Source organism: Gimesia alba, from assembly GCF_007744675.1.
Taxonomy (GTDB): Bacteria; Planctomycetota; Planctomycetia; order Planctomycetales; family Planctomycetaceae; genus Gimesia; species Gimesia alba.
Genome location: NZ_CP036269.1, coordinates 6,695,141 through 6,708,407, shown reverse-complemented (window position 1 = coordinate 6,708,407; position 13,267 = coordinate 6,695,141). Strand labels below are relative to the sequence as shown.

Annotated in this window: 12 protein-coding genes; 2 read left to right on the top strand and 10 right to left on the bottom strand. The window is 51.7% G+C overall.

Annotated elements, in window-relative coordinates; all coding sequences use genetic code 11:
• Positions 1-44: 44 nt before the first annotated feature.
• The 5 genes from Pan241w_RS24965 to Pan241w_RS24945 all read right to left on the bottom strand — a co-directional run bounded on the left by Pan241w_RS24965 (position 45) and on the right by Pan241w_RS24945 (position 5,549).
• Complete coding sequence (locus tag Pan241w_RS24965) at positions 45-479, bottom strand: molybdenum cofactor biosynthesis protein MoaE (RefSeq protein WP_145221159.1); 435 nt, start codon at positions 477-479, stop codon at positions 45-47.
• A 40-nt stretch (positions 480-519) separates the two neighbouring features.
• A complete protein-coding gene (locus Pan241w_RS24960; protein ID WP_145221156.1) occupies positions 520-774 on the bottom strand; it encodes a MoaD/ThiS family protein in 255 nt (84 codons plus the stop codon).
• Positions 771-3,752: an anaerobic glycerol-3-phosphate dehydrogenase subunit C gene (locus tag Pan241w_RS24955; RefSeq protein WP_145221153.1), complete on the bottom strand. Its 2,982-nt coding sequence runs from the start codon at positions 3,750-3,752 to the stop codon at positions 771-773. The genes Pan241w_RS24960 and Pan241w_RS24955 overlap by 4 nt, the downstream gene beginning before the upstream one ends.
• A 223-nt stretch (positions 3,753-3,975) precedes the next feature.
• Positions 3,976-5,019, bottom strand: a complete 1,044-nt coding sequence (locus Pan241w_RS24950) for an alpha/beta hydrolase family protein (RefSeq protein WP_232107269.1) — start codon at positions 5,017-5,019, stop codon at positions 3,976-3,978.
• Between the two features lie 38 nt (positions 5,020-5,057).
• Entirely contained in the window at positions 5,058-5,549 is a 492-nt protein-coding gene (locus tag Pan241w_RS24945) for a hypothetical protein (protein ID WP_198000137.1), read from the bottom strand.
• A 119-nt stretch (positions 5,550-5,668) separates the two neighbouring features.
• Here Pan241w_RS24945 and mazG point away from each other — a divergent pair, with 119 nt between their 5' ends.
• On the top strand, positions 5,669-6,616 hold the full coding sequence (gene mazG / locus Pan241w_RS24940) for a nucleoside triphosphate pyrophosphohydrolase (RefSeq protein WP_145221150.1): 948 nt from the start codon (positions 5,669-5,671) through the stop codon (positions 6,614-6,616).
• Between the two features lie 11 nt (positions 6,617-6,627).
• Here mazG and Pan241w_RS24935 read toward each other — a convergent pair whose 3' ends face one another.
• The 4 genes from Pan241w_RS24935 to Pan241w_RS24920 all read right to left on the bottom strand — a co-directional run bounded on the left by Pan241w_RS24935 (position 6,628) and on the right by Pan241w_RS24920 (position 10,655).
• Positions 6,628-7,584 carry an ornithine cyclodeaminase family protein gene (locus Pan241w_RS24935; RefSeq protein ID WP_145221147.1) on the bottom strand — a complete coding sequence of 319 codons (957 nt, stop codon included), beginning with the start codon at positions 7,582-7,584 and terminating at the stop codon, positions 6,628-6,630.
• A gap of 115 nt (positions 7,585-7,699) precedes the next feature.
• Positions 7,700-8,656 (bottom strand): GNAT family N-acetyltransferase, encoded by a 957-nt coding sequence (locus tag Pan241w_RS24930; RefSeq protein ID WP_145221144.1) that lies wholly within the window; start codon positions 8,654-8,656, stop codon positions 7,700-7,702.
• A gap of 98 nt (positions 8,657-8,754) precedes the next feature.
• On the bottom strand, positions 8,755-9,708 hold the full coding sequence (locus Pan241w_RS24925) for a transketolase family protein (protein ID WP_145221141.1): 954 nt from the start codon (positions 9,706-9,708) through the stop codon (positions 8,755-8,757).
• Positions 9,709-9,812: 104 nt separating this feature from the next.
• Positions 9,813-10,655, bottom strand: a complete 843-nt coding sequence (locus tag Pan241w_RS24920; protein ID WP_198000136.1) for a transketolase — start codon at positions 10,653-10,655, stop codon at positions 9,813-9,815.
• A 468-nt stretch (positions 10,656-11,123) separates the two neighbouring features.
• Between Pan241w_RS24920 and Pan241w_RS24915 the strand changes: the two genes are divergently transcribed.
• A complete protein-coding gene (locus Pan241w_RS24915) occupies positions 11,124-11,543 on the top strand; it encodes an anti-sigma factor (protein WP_145221138.1) in 420 nt (139 codons plus the stop codon).
• Between the two features lie 18 nt (positions 11,544-11,561).
• On the opposite strand, the gene Pan241w_RS24910 is transcribed toward Pan241w_RS24915, so the two are convergent.
• Complete coding sequence (locus Pan241w_RS24910) at positions 11,562-13,157, bottom strand: sulfatase family protein (protein WP_145221135.1); 1,596 nt, start codon at positions 13,155-13,157, stop codon at positions 11,562-11,564.
• Positions 13,158-13,267 lie beyond the last annotated feature (110 nt).

Here is a 13,267-nt window from a genome sequence, read left to right as displayed (position 1 = left end):
CCGTTTGATTAAATTATAGACAGGATGCAGGAACAGACCGGTCTTTATTTTGCCTCGATTTTTGGATGTTCCCACTCGGTTGTTCCATCGGACCAGTTTTCTTTTTTCCAGATGGGGACAATTTCTTTCAAACGGTCAATGAGAAACCGTCCTGCTTCAAATGCTTCTTTTCGATGCGGTGAACTGACAGCGATGGCCACGCTGATTTCTCCCAGTTCGAGACGCCCGACTCGGTGCTCAATTGCGACTGCGTGAATGGCCCATTGATCGCGCGCCTCAGTAATTAGTTGCTGCATCGTTTGCTGTGCCATTTCGGGATAGGCTTCGTAGTCTAACGCAACCGTCTGGCGGCCGGCGGTCATTTCACGAACCGTTCCCATAAACAGGACCACGGCACCACACTGGTTAGAGCGAACCCGCTCGGTGAGCGCTGTGTAATCAATGGGTTGTTCTGTTATTGAAATATAGTCTGGCTTCATCGTACGAAATCGATTTGTTGACTGATCTAAAAATAGGGTACTAGCCGCCGCTGACCGGGGGAAAACAAGCGACCTCCTGTTGTGCATTCAGAGGCTGGTCTTCTCCGGCATAGGCATTATCAACGGCGATCAATAATTGACTGCTCAATGGTTGTAACTGTGGAAACTGCTCTGCCATCGCCTGCCGCAATTGTGCGACGGTCGCCCCCTGTTTCACGGACACCGAGATCAGTTCGCTCTCAGCCAGTTCTTTGGCGCGGGCGAATAATTTGATCTGAATCTGTTGAATGGTCATGAGACTACCAGTTTTTTCTTTTGGGGCTGCAGCGACCGTTCGAGTTCCGGCATCAGTCCATAGGAAAGTGCCAGCAGCTTGATCGGGTGAACGGTTGGAATCCGGGTTTCCTGCTCCATTTGCATTTTGCAACTGCTGCATTCCGTTGCCCCCGCACGCACATGCGTTGTTTTCATATGATCGATCAGCTCCCGACCGATCTGCTTCGATGTTTCAAAGGTTTCCCGGGCAAGCCCGTACGTCCCAGCCATGCCTGAACAACCTTTTTCAATTGTATTCACCCGCAGCTCAGGAATCAAAGCGAGAAGCTCCTTTAGTGCGGACCGGGACGATAATGCCTTGATATGGCAAGGTGTATGGTAGTCCAACTCCAGATCCAGGGGGGCAAGATCAGAGCGTAATTTCTGTGATTCGTGTAGTTGCAACAAGAATTCCCCTGCTTCTCTGACCTGTGATGAAACGACTTCACTGTCTTCCCCCTGCACCAGCATGGGATATTCCTGCTTGAGACAAATGGCGGCAGCCGGTTCAAGACAGAGTATCTGATGTCCTTCTCTAGCAAATTCGCTGAGAATTTTCAGATTCTCTTCTGCGACACTCCGTGCTGCGATTAAGTCACCCGCAGAAACCATTGCCATGCCCGATGTCAGCTGATTGGGGGGAACAAAAACGGGAATCTGATTGTGCTGCAAAATATTCAGGAATGCATGGGCTAGTTCCGGATCGTGATAGTTGGCGTAATAATCGACGAAAACGATGACAAGATTGGGATCACTGCCGGGGCGAGGCCGTTTCGTGAGTTTCCGGGGAATGGATCGTAAAAAGGAACGTCGTGAAAACAGAGGCAGCTTTCGATTGCGATGGATGCCCATCATTTTTTCCATGACCCAGCGTGCCGAGGAATTATTAATCGCCCAGTTGGCCGCCATGGAGAGCGTACTCCCGAGCGCACCAAACGAATGGGCGCGGGATAAGATCCAGTCGGTATGATCCAACCCCTTGGTTGAGACATAAGCGGCTTTGGCTTCAATCGCCATCTGGGGAATATTGACCGTCGAAGGGCAGTCCAGCTGACATTGTTTGCAGTTGAAGCAGGTGTCGGCCAGTTTTTTGGTTTCTTCAGACGACAGCTCATTGGGGTGAATCGCACCGGACAGCAGACCGCGAAACAGGTTTGCTTTCGCGCGCGGGCTCGCTTCTTCGTTTGGTTCAATCCGAAACACGGGGCACATCCGCGAACTGGGGTCTTGCCGGCGACAGGAGCCACAGCCATTACAGCGGGCGGCTTCGGTTTGCAGTTCCTGAGGCGTCCAGTTGAGTTGCAGATCAATCAGTTCGGGAAATTTTTCGGGGACCGGCCGGAGATGTCTGATCGTGACGTGGGGATCGTCATTAATAATCTTTCCGGGATTCAGCAGATTATGTGGGTCGAAGATATCTTTGACTTGGCGGAACACGCGATAGAGATCACCGTACTGCGAGCGAATGAATGCGGTTCGTGCCAGGCCGTCTCCGTGTTCCCCGCTGATGGTGCCGTTGACTGAGAAGACCGTCTGATATAGATCCCGGGCGATGCTCTCCAGAATGGGTGCATTCTGATCTGTCAACGCAGGCAAAAAAGGCCGCAGGTGCATTTGCCCTGACGCTGCATGTGCATAGAGGGTCGCGGTGACCTGATGCCGTTGAAACACTTTCTGGGCTTTCTGAGAAAATTCATACAAGCACTCCGGTGGGATGGCGATATCTTCCACAAATGGTTGTGGCCGAGATTCACCGGGCAAGCGGCTCAGCGAGGGTACTACTTTTTGTGGCAGTGACCAGAGGAAATCGACTTCATCCGCCTGGTGTGTTTCCATCGCGACCACCACACGGGAATTGATGTTCTTCACAGCCAGGGTGACATTGTGCAAACGTTTTTGGACCTGCGAATCGCTGAAGCCGACCTGTTCCACCAGAATCGCTGCTTCCGCTGCAGGTGAGATCAGAGAGGCAAAGCGAGGGTCTGCTTCTCGGGCCAAAGAGAGTAGTCGACGATCGAGCAAATCACAGGCGGAAGGCTGTTCGTGAATAATCGTCTGGACGGCTTTAATAGCGGAGGCCAGATCGCCAAACAGCAGCAGCACCACGCCACGATGGGCGGGCAATGGAGAGACGTGCAGGACGGCTGAAGAAAACAGTGCGAGCGTGCCCTCAGAACCAACCAGCAAGCGGGCCAGATTCAAATGATGTCGCGACTTGATGCCTTTCAAAAAGTAACCACTGCAATTGGGAATGCGGGACTGTTGTTTTTCCTGAATCAACTGTGCGTGATCGGAGAGTAGTTTGGAGAGCTTACTGAGTACGGTTCGTTTGACCTGATCGCTGCGGTTATCGGGAGATAGCTCTCCTAAGAGTGAGGTCGCGGGACTTGCAGGCAATGGTTGACTGAGAATCGACAGACTTTCGTTTCCTACCTCAAAGCAGGTCCCGTCTGCCATCACGATTTCGATCTGGTTCACATGATCGCGGGTCGAGCCGACACGAATGGCGCGTGAACCAGCCGCATCGATGGCGAGCATGCTGCCCAGCGTGGTGACTTCGGTATTGGAAGGGTCTGGTGGAAAGTAGAGACCGCGTGACTTTAGATAACGATTCAGCCGGGCATGCACCACTCCGGGTTGAACCCTTACCTGATTGTCTTCCATCAATTCGAAGTTGGTCAGATACCGCGAACAATCGACAACAATTCCACTGCCGATGGCATCGCCTACCAGACCGGTGCCCGCACCCCGGGGAATGAGGGGCACATTCATTTCTGTCGCGTACCGGGCAATCGCGATCAAATCGTTTCGTTCACGGGGATATGCGACGCATAAGGGAGGTACCTGATACAGACTGGCATCACTGGCATAAATCGACAACGCCACCGGATCGCATCGCACATCACCTGCAATCAGGCTCGAAAGATCTTCTGCGATTCGTTGCTGTTGACGGTCCAAAGTTACTGGCTCTCAGGCTGAAATTCGTGCATGCGATTTTGTGAGGCTTGGGTTCATCGCTATTGTACGCGATTGAAGTGCAGGGTTTGAACAGTCAATCCACTGAATCAGACTTCTGAGGCGTAATTCAGGAACTTCTATGAAAGAACCCGTATAATTCGAGCATTCCTTAATCTTACCGAAAACTGCCTGTTCGCAGCGGCTTCACCAGATGGACATCAGACTATGGTTGTCCTGCCGATGATTTTCCGAACCCGGACGTATCACGCGTCTGTTTTGACAGCCATTCACACGCGGGCTGGGGTAAGCCTTCATGGCCTCCTTCAAAAATGGTTACCCGTGCCTTCCCGGAATTGCGTCGTAAATGAATGTCACGACCGTAGGTTTCATCGGTGACTTCATCGCTCGGCTGTGGCATTTTCAATTTACCGTGATCCCAGAGCTGTTGCATTTCCTTTTTGGAAACGGGCGTGGTCTGGTTCTTCTCGGCCAGTGCGTTGAAGGCATTCAACGTATGTGCGAACGGAACAGACCCCGTTTTTCCATCGGTCACACCCGCATTGAGGTCGAGCGGCAGATCCGTTGCATTCGCGATCCAAAACAGGGGAGAACGGTCGCGGTATTCCGCATCCACTTTCCTAGAGGCGCCCGGTTTCTCTGTCAGTGATTTGAGAATCATACGTGCGTAGTTCTGCGGTTTGCCGTCTTTGACGTGAAAGTGATACCAGGCTGCCAGATCACTGATGCCGACCCAGGCTGACGCTGCCGAAAAACGATCGGGATGATGTCCGGCCATCAGCATCGTCATGTGTCCGCCGCCCGATGACCCTGCCAGATAAATGCGGCTCTGATCGACGTCATAATGTTTGATGACATACTCAATCGCATCCAGAATATCCTGACGGGCCAATTTCGAACCACAGGCTTCGGGTTGTTGATTCACCCCGCGAAAATTCGGGTGCAGATAAATCCAGCCCCGTTGTTGCGCTTCTTTCAACCACTTGGCGTTGTTCTGCTTATAGTTTCCACTCCAGGAATGCAGAAATACAAACAGCGGCGTGGGAGTCGTCTTTGCCGATTGGGGAGCCCAGATCAGGGATGGCTGCAGGCTGCCATCCAGAGTACTTTTGACTTCGATCGGCATCAGAGGAGTCTGTTTTGCCTGCGGTGGTTTTGTTCCCTTTGCTTTTTCAGCAGAGATCAAATGAATCTGACCGGCGCAACACAGTACCAGAACCAAAACGCTCAAACCCCATTTCTTCCACATGAATTCAGACTCCTCAGATTGTTGATGCATCGCGGTGATTATTGTTCTTCTGCTGTTTCCGATTTCTGATCGGCGTATTCAATTCGGCCCCAGAGGTTCCCGCCTACTTTACCATGCTGCCAGGTTCCCGCATAGCGACCTTCAAAGAACATCACACGCGAAGTAAACGCGTTTCCCAATCCGGGAATGGTCAAGTTGGTCAGAGAAATCACAGGAGTATCGCCGGCCCAAAAGACATTCAAGGGCATGGGCACGTTGACGTCGTTCTGGCCGTACTTGATGCGGGCGGTAATCAGCCATTGGTCGCCTTCCAGTTTTTTGACGGAAGCGATTTCATATCGTTCCTCGCGAGGCGGTTTGCCATTGGTCTTCCCGTCAACGGTGAAGTGCCCCACCAGCGTTGCGCCGCTCATCTGCTTTTCAAATTTCTTTTCCAGCATTTCCTGCTGTTTCGCTGCATCATCGCCTGGGGCGGCTGTCGCGGCTCCCAGTGAGAGAAATAAAACGCAGACCGCCATTGAACTTTTCATTAGAAAACTCATCTTTTATGCCTCATAAATTGGTTGTGAATTTTCAGAGCGAACGGAATTCGCTACGATACCTTCATCCTACACTATTTCAGTTTACAGGTGAATCATACGGTAGAATAATGACAAATTCCGATCATCCCTCTCAGCCCGCTGGCTCACACTTGGGAGCTCTGCCCGCACCGGGGACTCCCCCTGATCATAGCATCTTAACTCCCGCTTTTAAAAAGCTTTGCGATGTGATTGCCCGCCTGCGTTCGCCTGAAGGCTGCCCCTGGGACCGGGAACAGACACTGGAATCAATCAAGCCGTATACTCTGGAAGAGACCTACGAACTGCTGGAGGCCATCGATTCCGGCGATGATCAGCATATTATCGAAGAGCTGGGCGACTTATTGCTGCAGATTGTTCTCGATTCTCAAATCGCCGCCGACGAAGGCCGCTTCGATTTAACGCACGTGGTTGATCGTCTGACGCAAAAAATGATCGAACGGCATCCGCATGTCTTTGGGGACGTGAACGCGGAAACTCCCGCCGAGGTGCGCAAGAACTGGGATCAAATCAAGGAGCAGGAAAAGCAAAGGCGTTCCATCTTTGATGGCCTGCCAACAGCGTTGCCTGCTTTGGCCCGTGCGGCACGCGTGGCTGAGAAAGCAGCCAAGGTGGGCTATGACTTTCCGCATCGCGATATGCTGTTTGATAAGTTGCGCGAGGAGATTCAGGAACTGGCAGACGAAATTTATCCTGGGGGTAAGATCCCCGATACGCCGGCCACGGTGGAGGCCGATGTCATTGCGGATACGGAACTCAACGATCCGGAACTGCGCTTACGTGTCGAAGGTGAATTGGGTGACATTCTGTTTGTGGTCGCCAACATCGCCCGGCGCTGGAAAATCAATCCGGAAGAAGCGCTGCGGAAAAGTAATCGGAAGTTTCAAAAACGCGTCGAGAAGATCGAACAGGAACTGGAGCGTGCCGGTCGTTCGATCCAGGAAGCGTCCTTACAGGAAATGGAAGAGATCTATCAGTCCGTCAAGCAGCAGGAACGACAGAACTCTTCGCAGCCCTGATGGGTTTGCTGCTAAAACGGTAAGTCGGTGCCCAGATCTTCTTCGAGGGCGAGTTCATATACCTTAACGGCCATCGCGACATCTTCCACTGCCAGGCCGACGGATTTGAATAAGGTGACCTGATCATCGGTGGCGCGGCCTGTTTGACGTTCGGCGACGATCTCGCACAGGTTATGCATCAGCCGCCAGTCCGTGATGCCTTCTTCGACAGGCTGGATGAAATCTCCGGCTTCATTTTTACACTGGTCGATATCATCACAGACAATCACATCCGCGCGTTTGATGGTGGTGCGGTCGATTTCGCGTCGTGTACGGTGGTTCGAGCCGATCACATTCAGATGGGTGCCTTCATCGAGTACGCGACCATCAAAGAGCGGAGCTTTACTGGTAGTGGCGCAGATCACGATGTCTTTTTCGGCCGCGGTTTCATCAGGAGAATGCGAGGCGGAGACTTCAACGTCACAAAGTTCGGTCATTTCTTCGGCGAAACGGCTGCACTTCTCATGATCGCGTGAATAGACAGAGACAAATTCGATCTTCCGTGTCAAGCAGACCGCCTGTAATTGCGTGCGTGCTTGCAGGCCGGCTCCAAACAGTCCCACAACTTTGGAATCGGGGCGGGCCATGTATTCTGTAGCGACGGCACTGGCGGCGCCCGTACGGAGTTGGCCCAGGAAATCGCCTTCGATTAACGCGCGCATCTCGCCGCTTTCCTGATCGTAAATGGCGACATGGAACTGCGCACCCTCTTTGGTTGTTGTATACGCTTTCCAGCCAACATAGTGCAAATATTCGTTGGCGGCTGACATGGTATGCAGCATGATACCTGGAGCCCGCACGCGTTGCCGGGGAACATTGATGGCGCGACCGGAGGCAAGTTCTTTGAAGACTTTATGTGTAATGAGGATGGATTTCTCCATATCCATCACAGAACGAACATCATCCTCAGTAATATATAAAGCCGCCATAAACGGTTACCTTTTTCCTCAGTGAATCAGGACTGTTGCAAAATAAAGAATAGACAGACAAAGAATTTAGACTCAGATCAAACATCAAAAGATGTTTCGGTCCTCTTTCTACACGCTAACGAGAAACCAGTTGATATACAATACCAGTATCAATCTGATAGTAACCGACGGCTAATGCAACGTGCGAAGCGACTGTGTTGGACTCTTCGACGTGCCATTCGAGCTTGGTAATCAGTTCGTCCTGCAGGCGGCGCGCGATTTCCAGCAAGAGTGATTGTCCGTAACCTTTGGAACGTTCATCCTCTTTGACGAAGACATCTGTCAGTCCGATCACCCGTTCTTCCCATTTGGGGATATATAAATCCAGGCCGATGACGGTCGCAGATGCAATCGCGCCTTCACCCGTTTTGGGGACGAGCTGGAAATGCAGCGTTTCCAGTCTTCCCAGCCGGGTTAGCCACCACCAGTTGGGAGCCTGAAAATCATCGGAAATCGTCAACTGCATTTTACGTCGAATATTGACCAAATGAAATTTGATCGGCGGTTTCGGGCCGAGCAGATCACGTTGGTAAATCCGGATTGATCTGGTAGCATCATAGCCGATCGATTCAAAAAACGGAGCCGCCAGCGGGTCGGACAGCAGGAAGCCAGAGGGGCGAGTCCCTCCATAAAGGCCAACCAGATATGGGGAGAGCAACCCCGATGGGCCAGCGGTGATATTCACGGCACCTTTAGACTTGAGATATTCTTCAGCCCGCAGAACGAGTTCACGGCCGATGCCGCGTCTGCGAAAATTGGGATGAACAATGACAGCGCAGACGACGCCTTGGGAGTAATCGAGTGCCGATTCCTCTTCGTTGGGGCCGAATCCTGCCAGCACAAAGCCGACGGCTTCATCATTCTCTACCGCAACGATCAATCCGTTGGGATCGAAATAGGGTTGTGAGAAGATCAAAACTTCAAAGGCATCGATGCTGAGACATTCCGCGGCTCCTCTTCCCAGTCCTGCAGCATGCCATAATTTCAACAGCTGCGGTGGATCAGTATTATGAAACGCGCGAAACTCAGTCACAAAGTACTCTCACAAAATGTGAACGGGACTTAGAATCTGTTTTTGAAAGTAATCATAAAGAAAGCCCCCTTAAATTCGTAAGAGGGCTTTCCGTGTTCTTACTTGACTTTTTTGACAGCATCAATGATCGCAGCAGCCGTCAGACCGTATTTGTCCAGCAATCCCTGAGGATCGCCACTTTCGGCAAAACAATCGCCGACATTGACATAGGCCATGGGGACTGGCGTGGTTTGAGAAACGACCATCGAAACAGCCGAACCCAATCCGCCGTGAGCCAGATGTTCTTCTGCAACAACGATCGCACCGGTCTCTTTGGCTGCTTTCTGAATTGCATCCGCGTCGATCGGTTTAACAGTGTGCATATCAATCACACGGGCACTGATGCCTTCTTCTGCCAGTTTGGTCGCAGCATCAATGGCGCCGGCAACCATCAGTCCATTGGCAATAATGGTCACATCGTCGCCTTCTCGCACAGTGTTGGCTTTACCGATTTCGAAGGTATCTCCTTCGGAATAGATTTCTGCTACGTTTGGCCGACCCAGTCTGAGGTAGACAGGACCTTCATGTTCGATCATCGCGGCGGTTGCGGCTTTAGTCGAAACCGCATCAGCGGTCACGATTACGGATACACCCGGCAGGCTGCAAGCTAGTGAGACGTCTTCAATTCCCATCTGCGAAGGACCATCTTCACCAATCGAAATTCCGGCGTGTGTCCCTACGAGCTTGACATTCATGCCGGGAAACGCGATCGACATTCTGATCTGATCGTAAGCATTGCATAACAGGAACGCGGCAAAGCTGGCCACGACAGGGATGTGGCCGGTTGAAGCCAGGCCACCGGCAACGCTGACCATGTTACTTTCAGCAATGCCGACATTGAAACCACGTTCGGGGTAGGCTTTCGCAAAGACTTCCGTACGTGTTGAGTTTCCGACGTCACCATCAACGGTCACAATTTGAGGGTATTTGTCCCCCAGTTCTTTTAATGCATCACCAAACGCATCGCGTGTGGCTTGTCCGACTTTCAATCCACTGATTTCACCTAAATACATAATGATATGTCTCTTTTGTCTGTGTGTTGGACTTTTTAGATATTGATTTGACTCGAGCTGCTATCAGGTTTTCTCAGTTTCGAACTGAGAATCAGGAGCAGGTCCTAACTGAGTAACGCAAGTGCTTTTTCTGCCAACTCTGGCGAAAGCGGTTTGCCGTGATAGTTGGTATCTCCGGCTGCTTCGAGTACTGGCAAAATCCCATACCCTTTTTTGGTCTTCGAAATAATTGCTTTGGGACGATCGGTCACTTTCGCTGCGATTTCCAACGCTTCAACAACCGATTCCTGGCAGTTACCATCGATGGTTTGAGTGTGCCAGCCAAACGCGGCAATTTTTTCTTCGAAGGAACCCAGATCGAGTACTTCTGAGGTGGCTCCGGTTTGCTGATAGCCATTCTGGTCGATGATGGCAGTCAGGTTGCCCAGTCTGTATTTTTCAGCGGCACCCAGAGCTTCCCAAACCTGGCCTTCGCCCATTTCGCCATCGCCAATCACGACGAAGACATTGGAGCCGTTTTTATTCAAACGTGCGCCGAGAGCCTGGCCGATTCCCAATGAAAGTCCCTGTCCCAGAGAGCCGGTGGAGGCTTCAATACCGGGAAGGCGTTTCATGTTCGGGTGACCTTCAAACGGGCTCCCCAGTTTACGAAGCGACATCACGTCTTCTGTTGAGAAGTAGCCTGCTTCTGCCATCGCGGCGTACAGCACAGGCACGGCGTGGCCTTTGCTCAAGATGAAACGATCGCGGGCGTCCCAGGTCGGGTTTTGGGGATCATATTTCATGAATCCACCAAACCAGAGTGCGTTCACCACTTCCACAGCAGACAGGCTGCTACTGGGGTGTCCGCTACCGGCTTCGGTCGTCATACGGATGATCAGACGGCGAAGGACTTTCCCTTTTTCCTTCAATTCTTCCATTGATAAGGCATTTGCTTGAGCAGCCACTTTGTTTCCTTCAATTTCTTCTAAACAAACAAATAAATTTGCCACGCTCTCTACGATGATCCATCAATAATCTTTTACGTGTTGACTTCAACATGACTGATAGATGGGTGCGACCTGATATGGTACGCATGAATCCGAGCAGTGACAGCATTCCGGCGCCACCAGGCGCAACTTAAGCGCGTCAATTTCTAAGGGTATGCTAACGAGCAAACCTTCCAGCGACAACCATCCCGGCAATAGAAACCGTTTTGTCTCAGGGGAAAAACGCCCTGCCTCGCTCCTTTTTTTACTAAATTCACCGATCTCTCAAAAAAGTTTCATACCTGAGTGCTTTGATCTGCGTTTCTCTCAAAATACACAACTGTTTACAGAAAGAGTCTTTAAAGCCCGTTCTGCATGAGCAATAATGGGAAAAGGCGTTTCAGAATGTCCTTTATTTATCTTTGAGTTGATTGAGGCTCCCCACTGATGGAAGAAAGCCCTTTTACCGATCAGGAATTACTGGCTTATCTGGATGAATCACTCTCTATCGAGTTGATGTCTGAGATCGAAGCCACATTGAGGCACTCCGATGCGCTGCGCGTGCGTCTTGCCAGTCTGTCTCGTCAGCGGAATGAAGGCGTGCATTCAGTGGGTGAAATCTGGAGACGCAATCGTCTGAGTTGCCCCTCGCGAAGCCAATTGGGAGGGTATTTACTCGAAACGCTGTCTCCCGACTATCTGAGTTATGTCGAGTTCCATCTGAATCAGACCGGCTGCCGGTATTGTTCGGCGAATCTGGAAGACCTCAAAGCCGGCTTATCAAAAGCCTCAAATGAGACGGAACGCCGGCGACAGAAATATTTTCAGTCGTCCGCCGGATATCTATCGGCGAAAGAGGAAGACTGACTGAATCGTCGACTTGCCTTAGTCGAGTGGCCCGGATTCAAAATCGGATTCGTTGACCCATCCCGCTTTCGGCGCATCGCCTTTTTTGTACCGCTGGTAGAAATTACGCGTGCGGGGATCTGAGTACTGATATTTCTCAAACACAGAACCATTGCCCAGAACGCGCGGGTCTTTCTGTGCGGTCAGCTCGGCGTGCATTTGTTCTTTCAGCGCATGCTTGACGGCCTGATATTTTGGCAATGCAGCCAGATTCTGCATACATTCCGGGTCGTCCTGAATTGAGTAGAGTTCTTCCGCAGTCCGTTTGCCGAATGCCCACTGCCAGAACTGTTCCTGTTTTCCGTCGCGGCGGAGTTCCAGAATCGCCGTCTTGGTCGGACTGCCGTCACAATTCAAATATCCGGTTTCGGGATTGCCGGCAGGCCAGCGTCCCGGTTCATCATTCTTCAGATACAGCATGCCGTCTTTGACAATGCCACGAATCGGATAACCCCAGTCATGCGGTCTGCCGATATCGTGGCGTTCTTTGCCGATGAGCACATGATCGCGTTTTGGATTCACGATTCCCGATTTGTCTGATTCAAAAATGTCGGTCAGGCTGCGTCCCGCCGCGGGTTGCATGCCCGTCTGTTCCCACTTTAATCCGGCGGCTTCAACAAACGTCGGCGCGAAATCGATGAAGCTGACATAATCATCGATCACGCGATCTCCGGTCTTGATGCCCTGCTTCCACATGATCGCCAGCGGCAAATGATTCGAACGTTCGTACTCCTGCCCTTTCACGCGGGGAAACGGCATGCCGTTGTCGGCGGTGACGACAATGATAGTGTTGTCGAGCTGGTTTCGCTCTTCCAGCGATTTGAGCATTCGCACCAGGTGCTGATCGAAGTGTTCAATCTCAAACGCATAATCGAGCATATCATTGCGAATGACTTCGTTATCAGGCCAGTATGAGGGAACGCGGTCGATGTCGGAGATCTTCTTGCCTGCTTTTTTGACGCCGGAACCGTATTCATAACGGCGATGTGGTTCGAGTCCGCCGTACCAGAAACACCAGGCTTGATCCTGCGGGCAGGTTTTCAAGAACTGATCGAAGTTGGCTGCGTAATCGATGGGAGAAATGCCAGTGGCCGGCGGTTTCGCTTTTCGCTGATTGAACGCGGGACCTGCCAGATCACGGCGTTTGCCGTTGGCATCCACGGCGATCCCCGGTGCCCAGCCTTTGGCGGTCTTACCGACAACGTAACCGGCGTCTGCCAGCGCTTCGACATACGTTTTAAATTCGGGAGGGAAAAAGGCCATATGGTTTCCGGCTTCTTTTAACTGCCACGAATTGCGGCCCGTCAGAATGCAGGCCCGCGAAGGAGCGCATTTGGCGTTCGGAGTGTAGGCGTTGGTAAACAGCAGCCCTTCCCGTGCGACCCGGTCGAAGCCCGGCGTCTTGACCCACGAACAGCCGTACGCGCCCATGTGGGGAAAGGAAGCATCGTCGGCGATACAAAACAGAATATTAGGACGACTTGCTTTTGAGGTTGTCGACTCTGCCTGTGTGGTGCGCTCAGAAACCAGCAACACCAAAATGGCACACAGTAGAAAAACAGATTGCTTCTTCATTGCAGCGCGTCCTCAGCAGAAACTTCAAAGGCAAAAATCGGGCTGCATCAGGAGTCAGGCAGCCATTCAACAGAGAACCTTATCTTAAGTCACCGAGAGTGCTGTCACAA

Bases quoted from the DNA above. Each gene is read 5' to 3' on its own strand.
- Pan241w_RS24965 (WP_145221159.1), bottom strand. From the start codon at position 479: ATGAAGCCAGACTATATTTCAATAACAGAACAACCCATTGATTACACA.
- Pan241w_RS24960 (WP_145221156.1), bottom strand. From the start codon at position 774: ATGACCATTCAACAGATTCAGATCAAATTATTCGCCCGCGCCAAAGAA.
- Pan241w_RS24950 (WP_232107269.1), bottom strand. From the start codon at position 5,019: ATGTGGAAGAAATGGGGTTTGAGCGTTTTGGTTCTGGTACTGTGTTGC.
- Pan241w_RS24945 (WP_198000137.1), bottom strand. From the start codon at position 5,549: ATGAAAAGTTCAATGGCGGTCTGCGTTTTATTTCTCTCACTGGGAGCC.
- mazG (WP_145221150.1), top strand. From the start codon at position 5,669: ATGACAAATTCCGATCATCCCTCTCAGCCCGCTGGCTCACACTTGGGA.
- Pan241w_RS24935 (WP_145221147.1), bottom strand. From the start codon at position 7,584: ATGGCGGCTTTATATATTACTGAGGATGATGTTCGTTCTGTGATGGAT.
- Pan241w_RS24925 (WP_145221141.1), bottom strand. From the start codon at position 9,708: ATGTATTTAGGTGAAATCAGTGGATTGAAAGTCGGACAAGCCACACGC.
- Pan241w_RS24915 (WP_145221138.1), top strand. From the start codon at position 11,124: ATGGAAGAAAGCCCTTTTACCGATCAGGAATTACTGGCTTATCTGGAT.
- Pan241w_RS24910 (WP_145221135.1), bottom strand. From the start codon at position 13,157: ATGAAGAAGCAATCTGTTTTTCTACTGTGTGCCATTTTGGTGTTGCTG.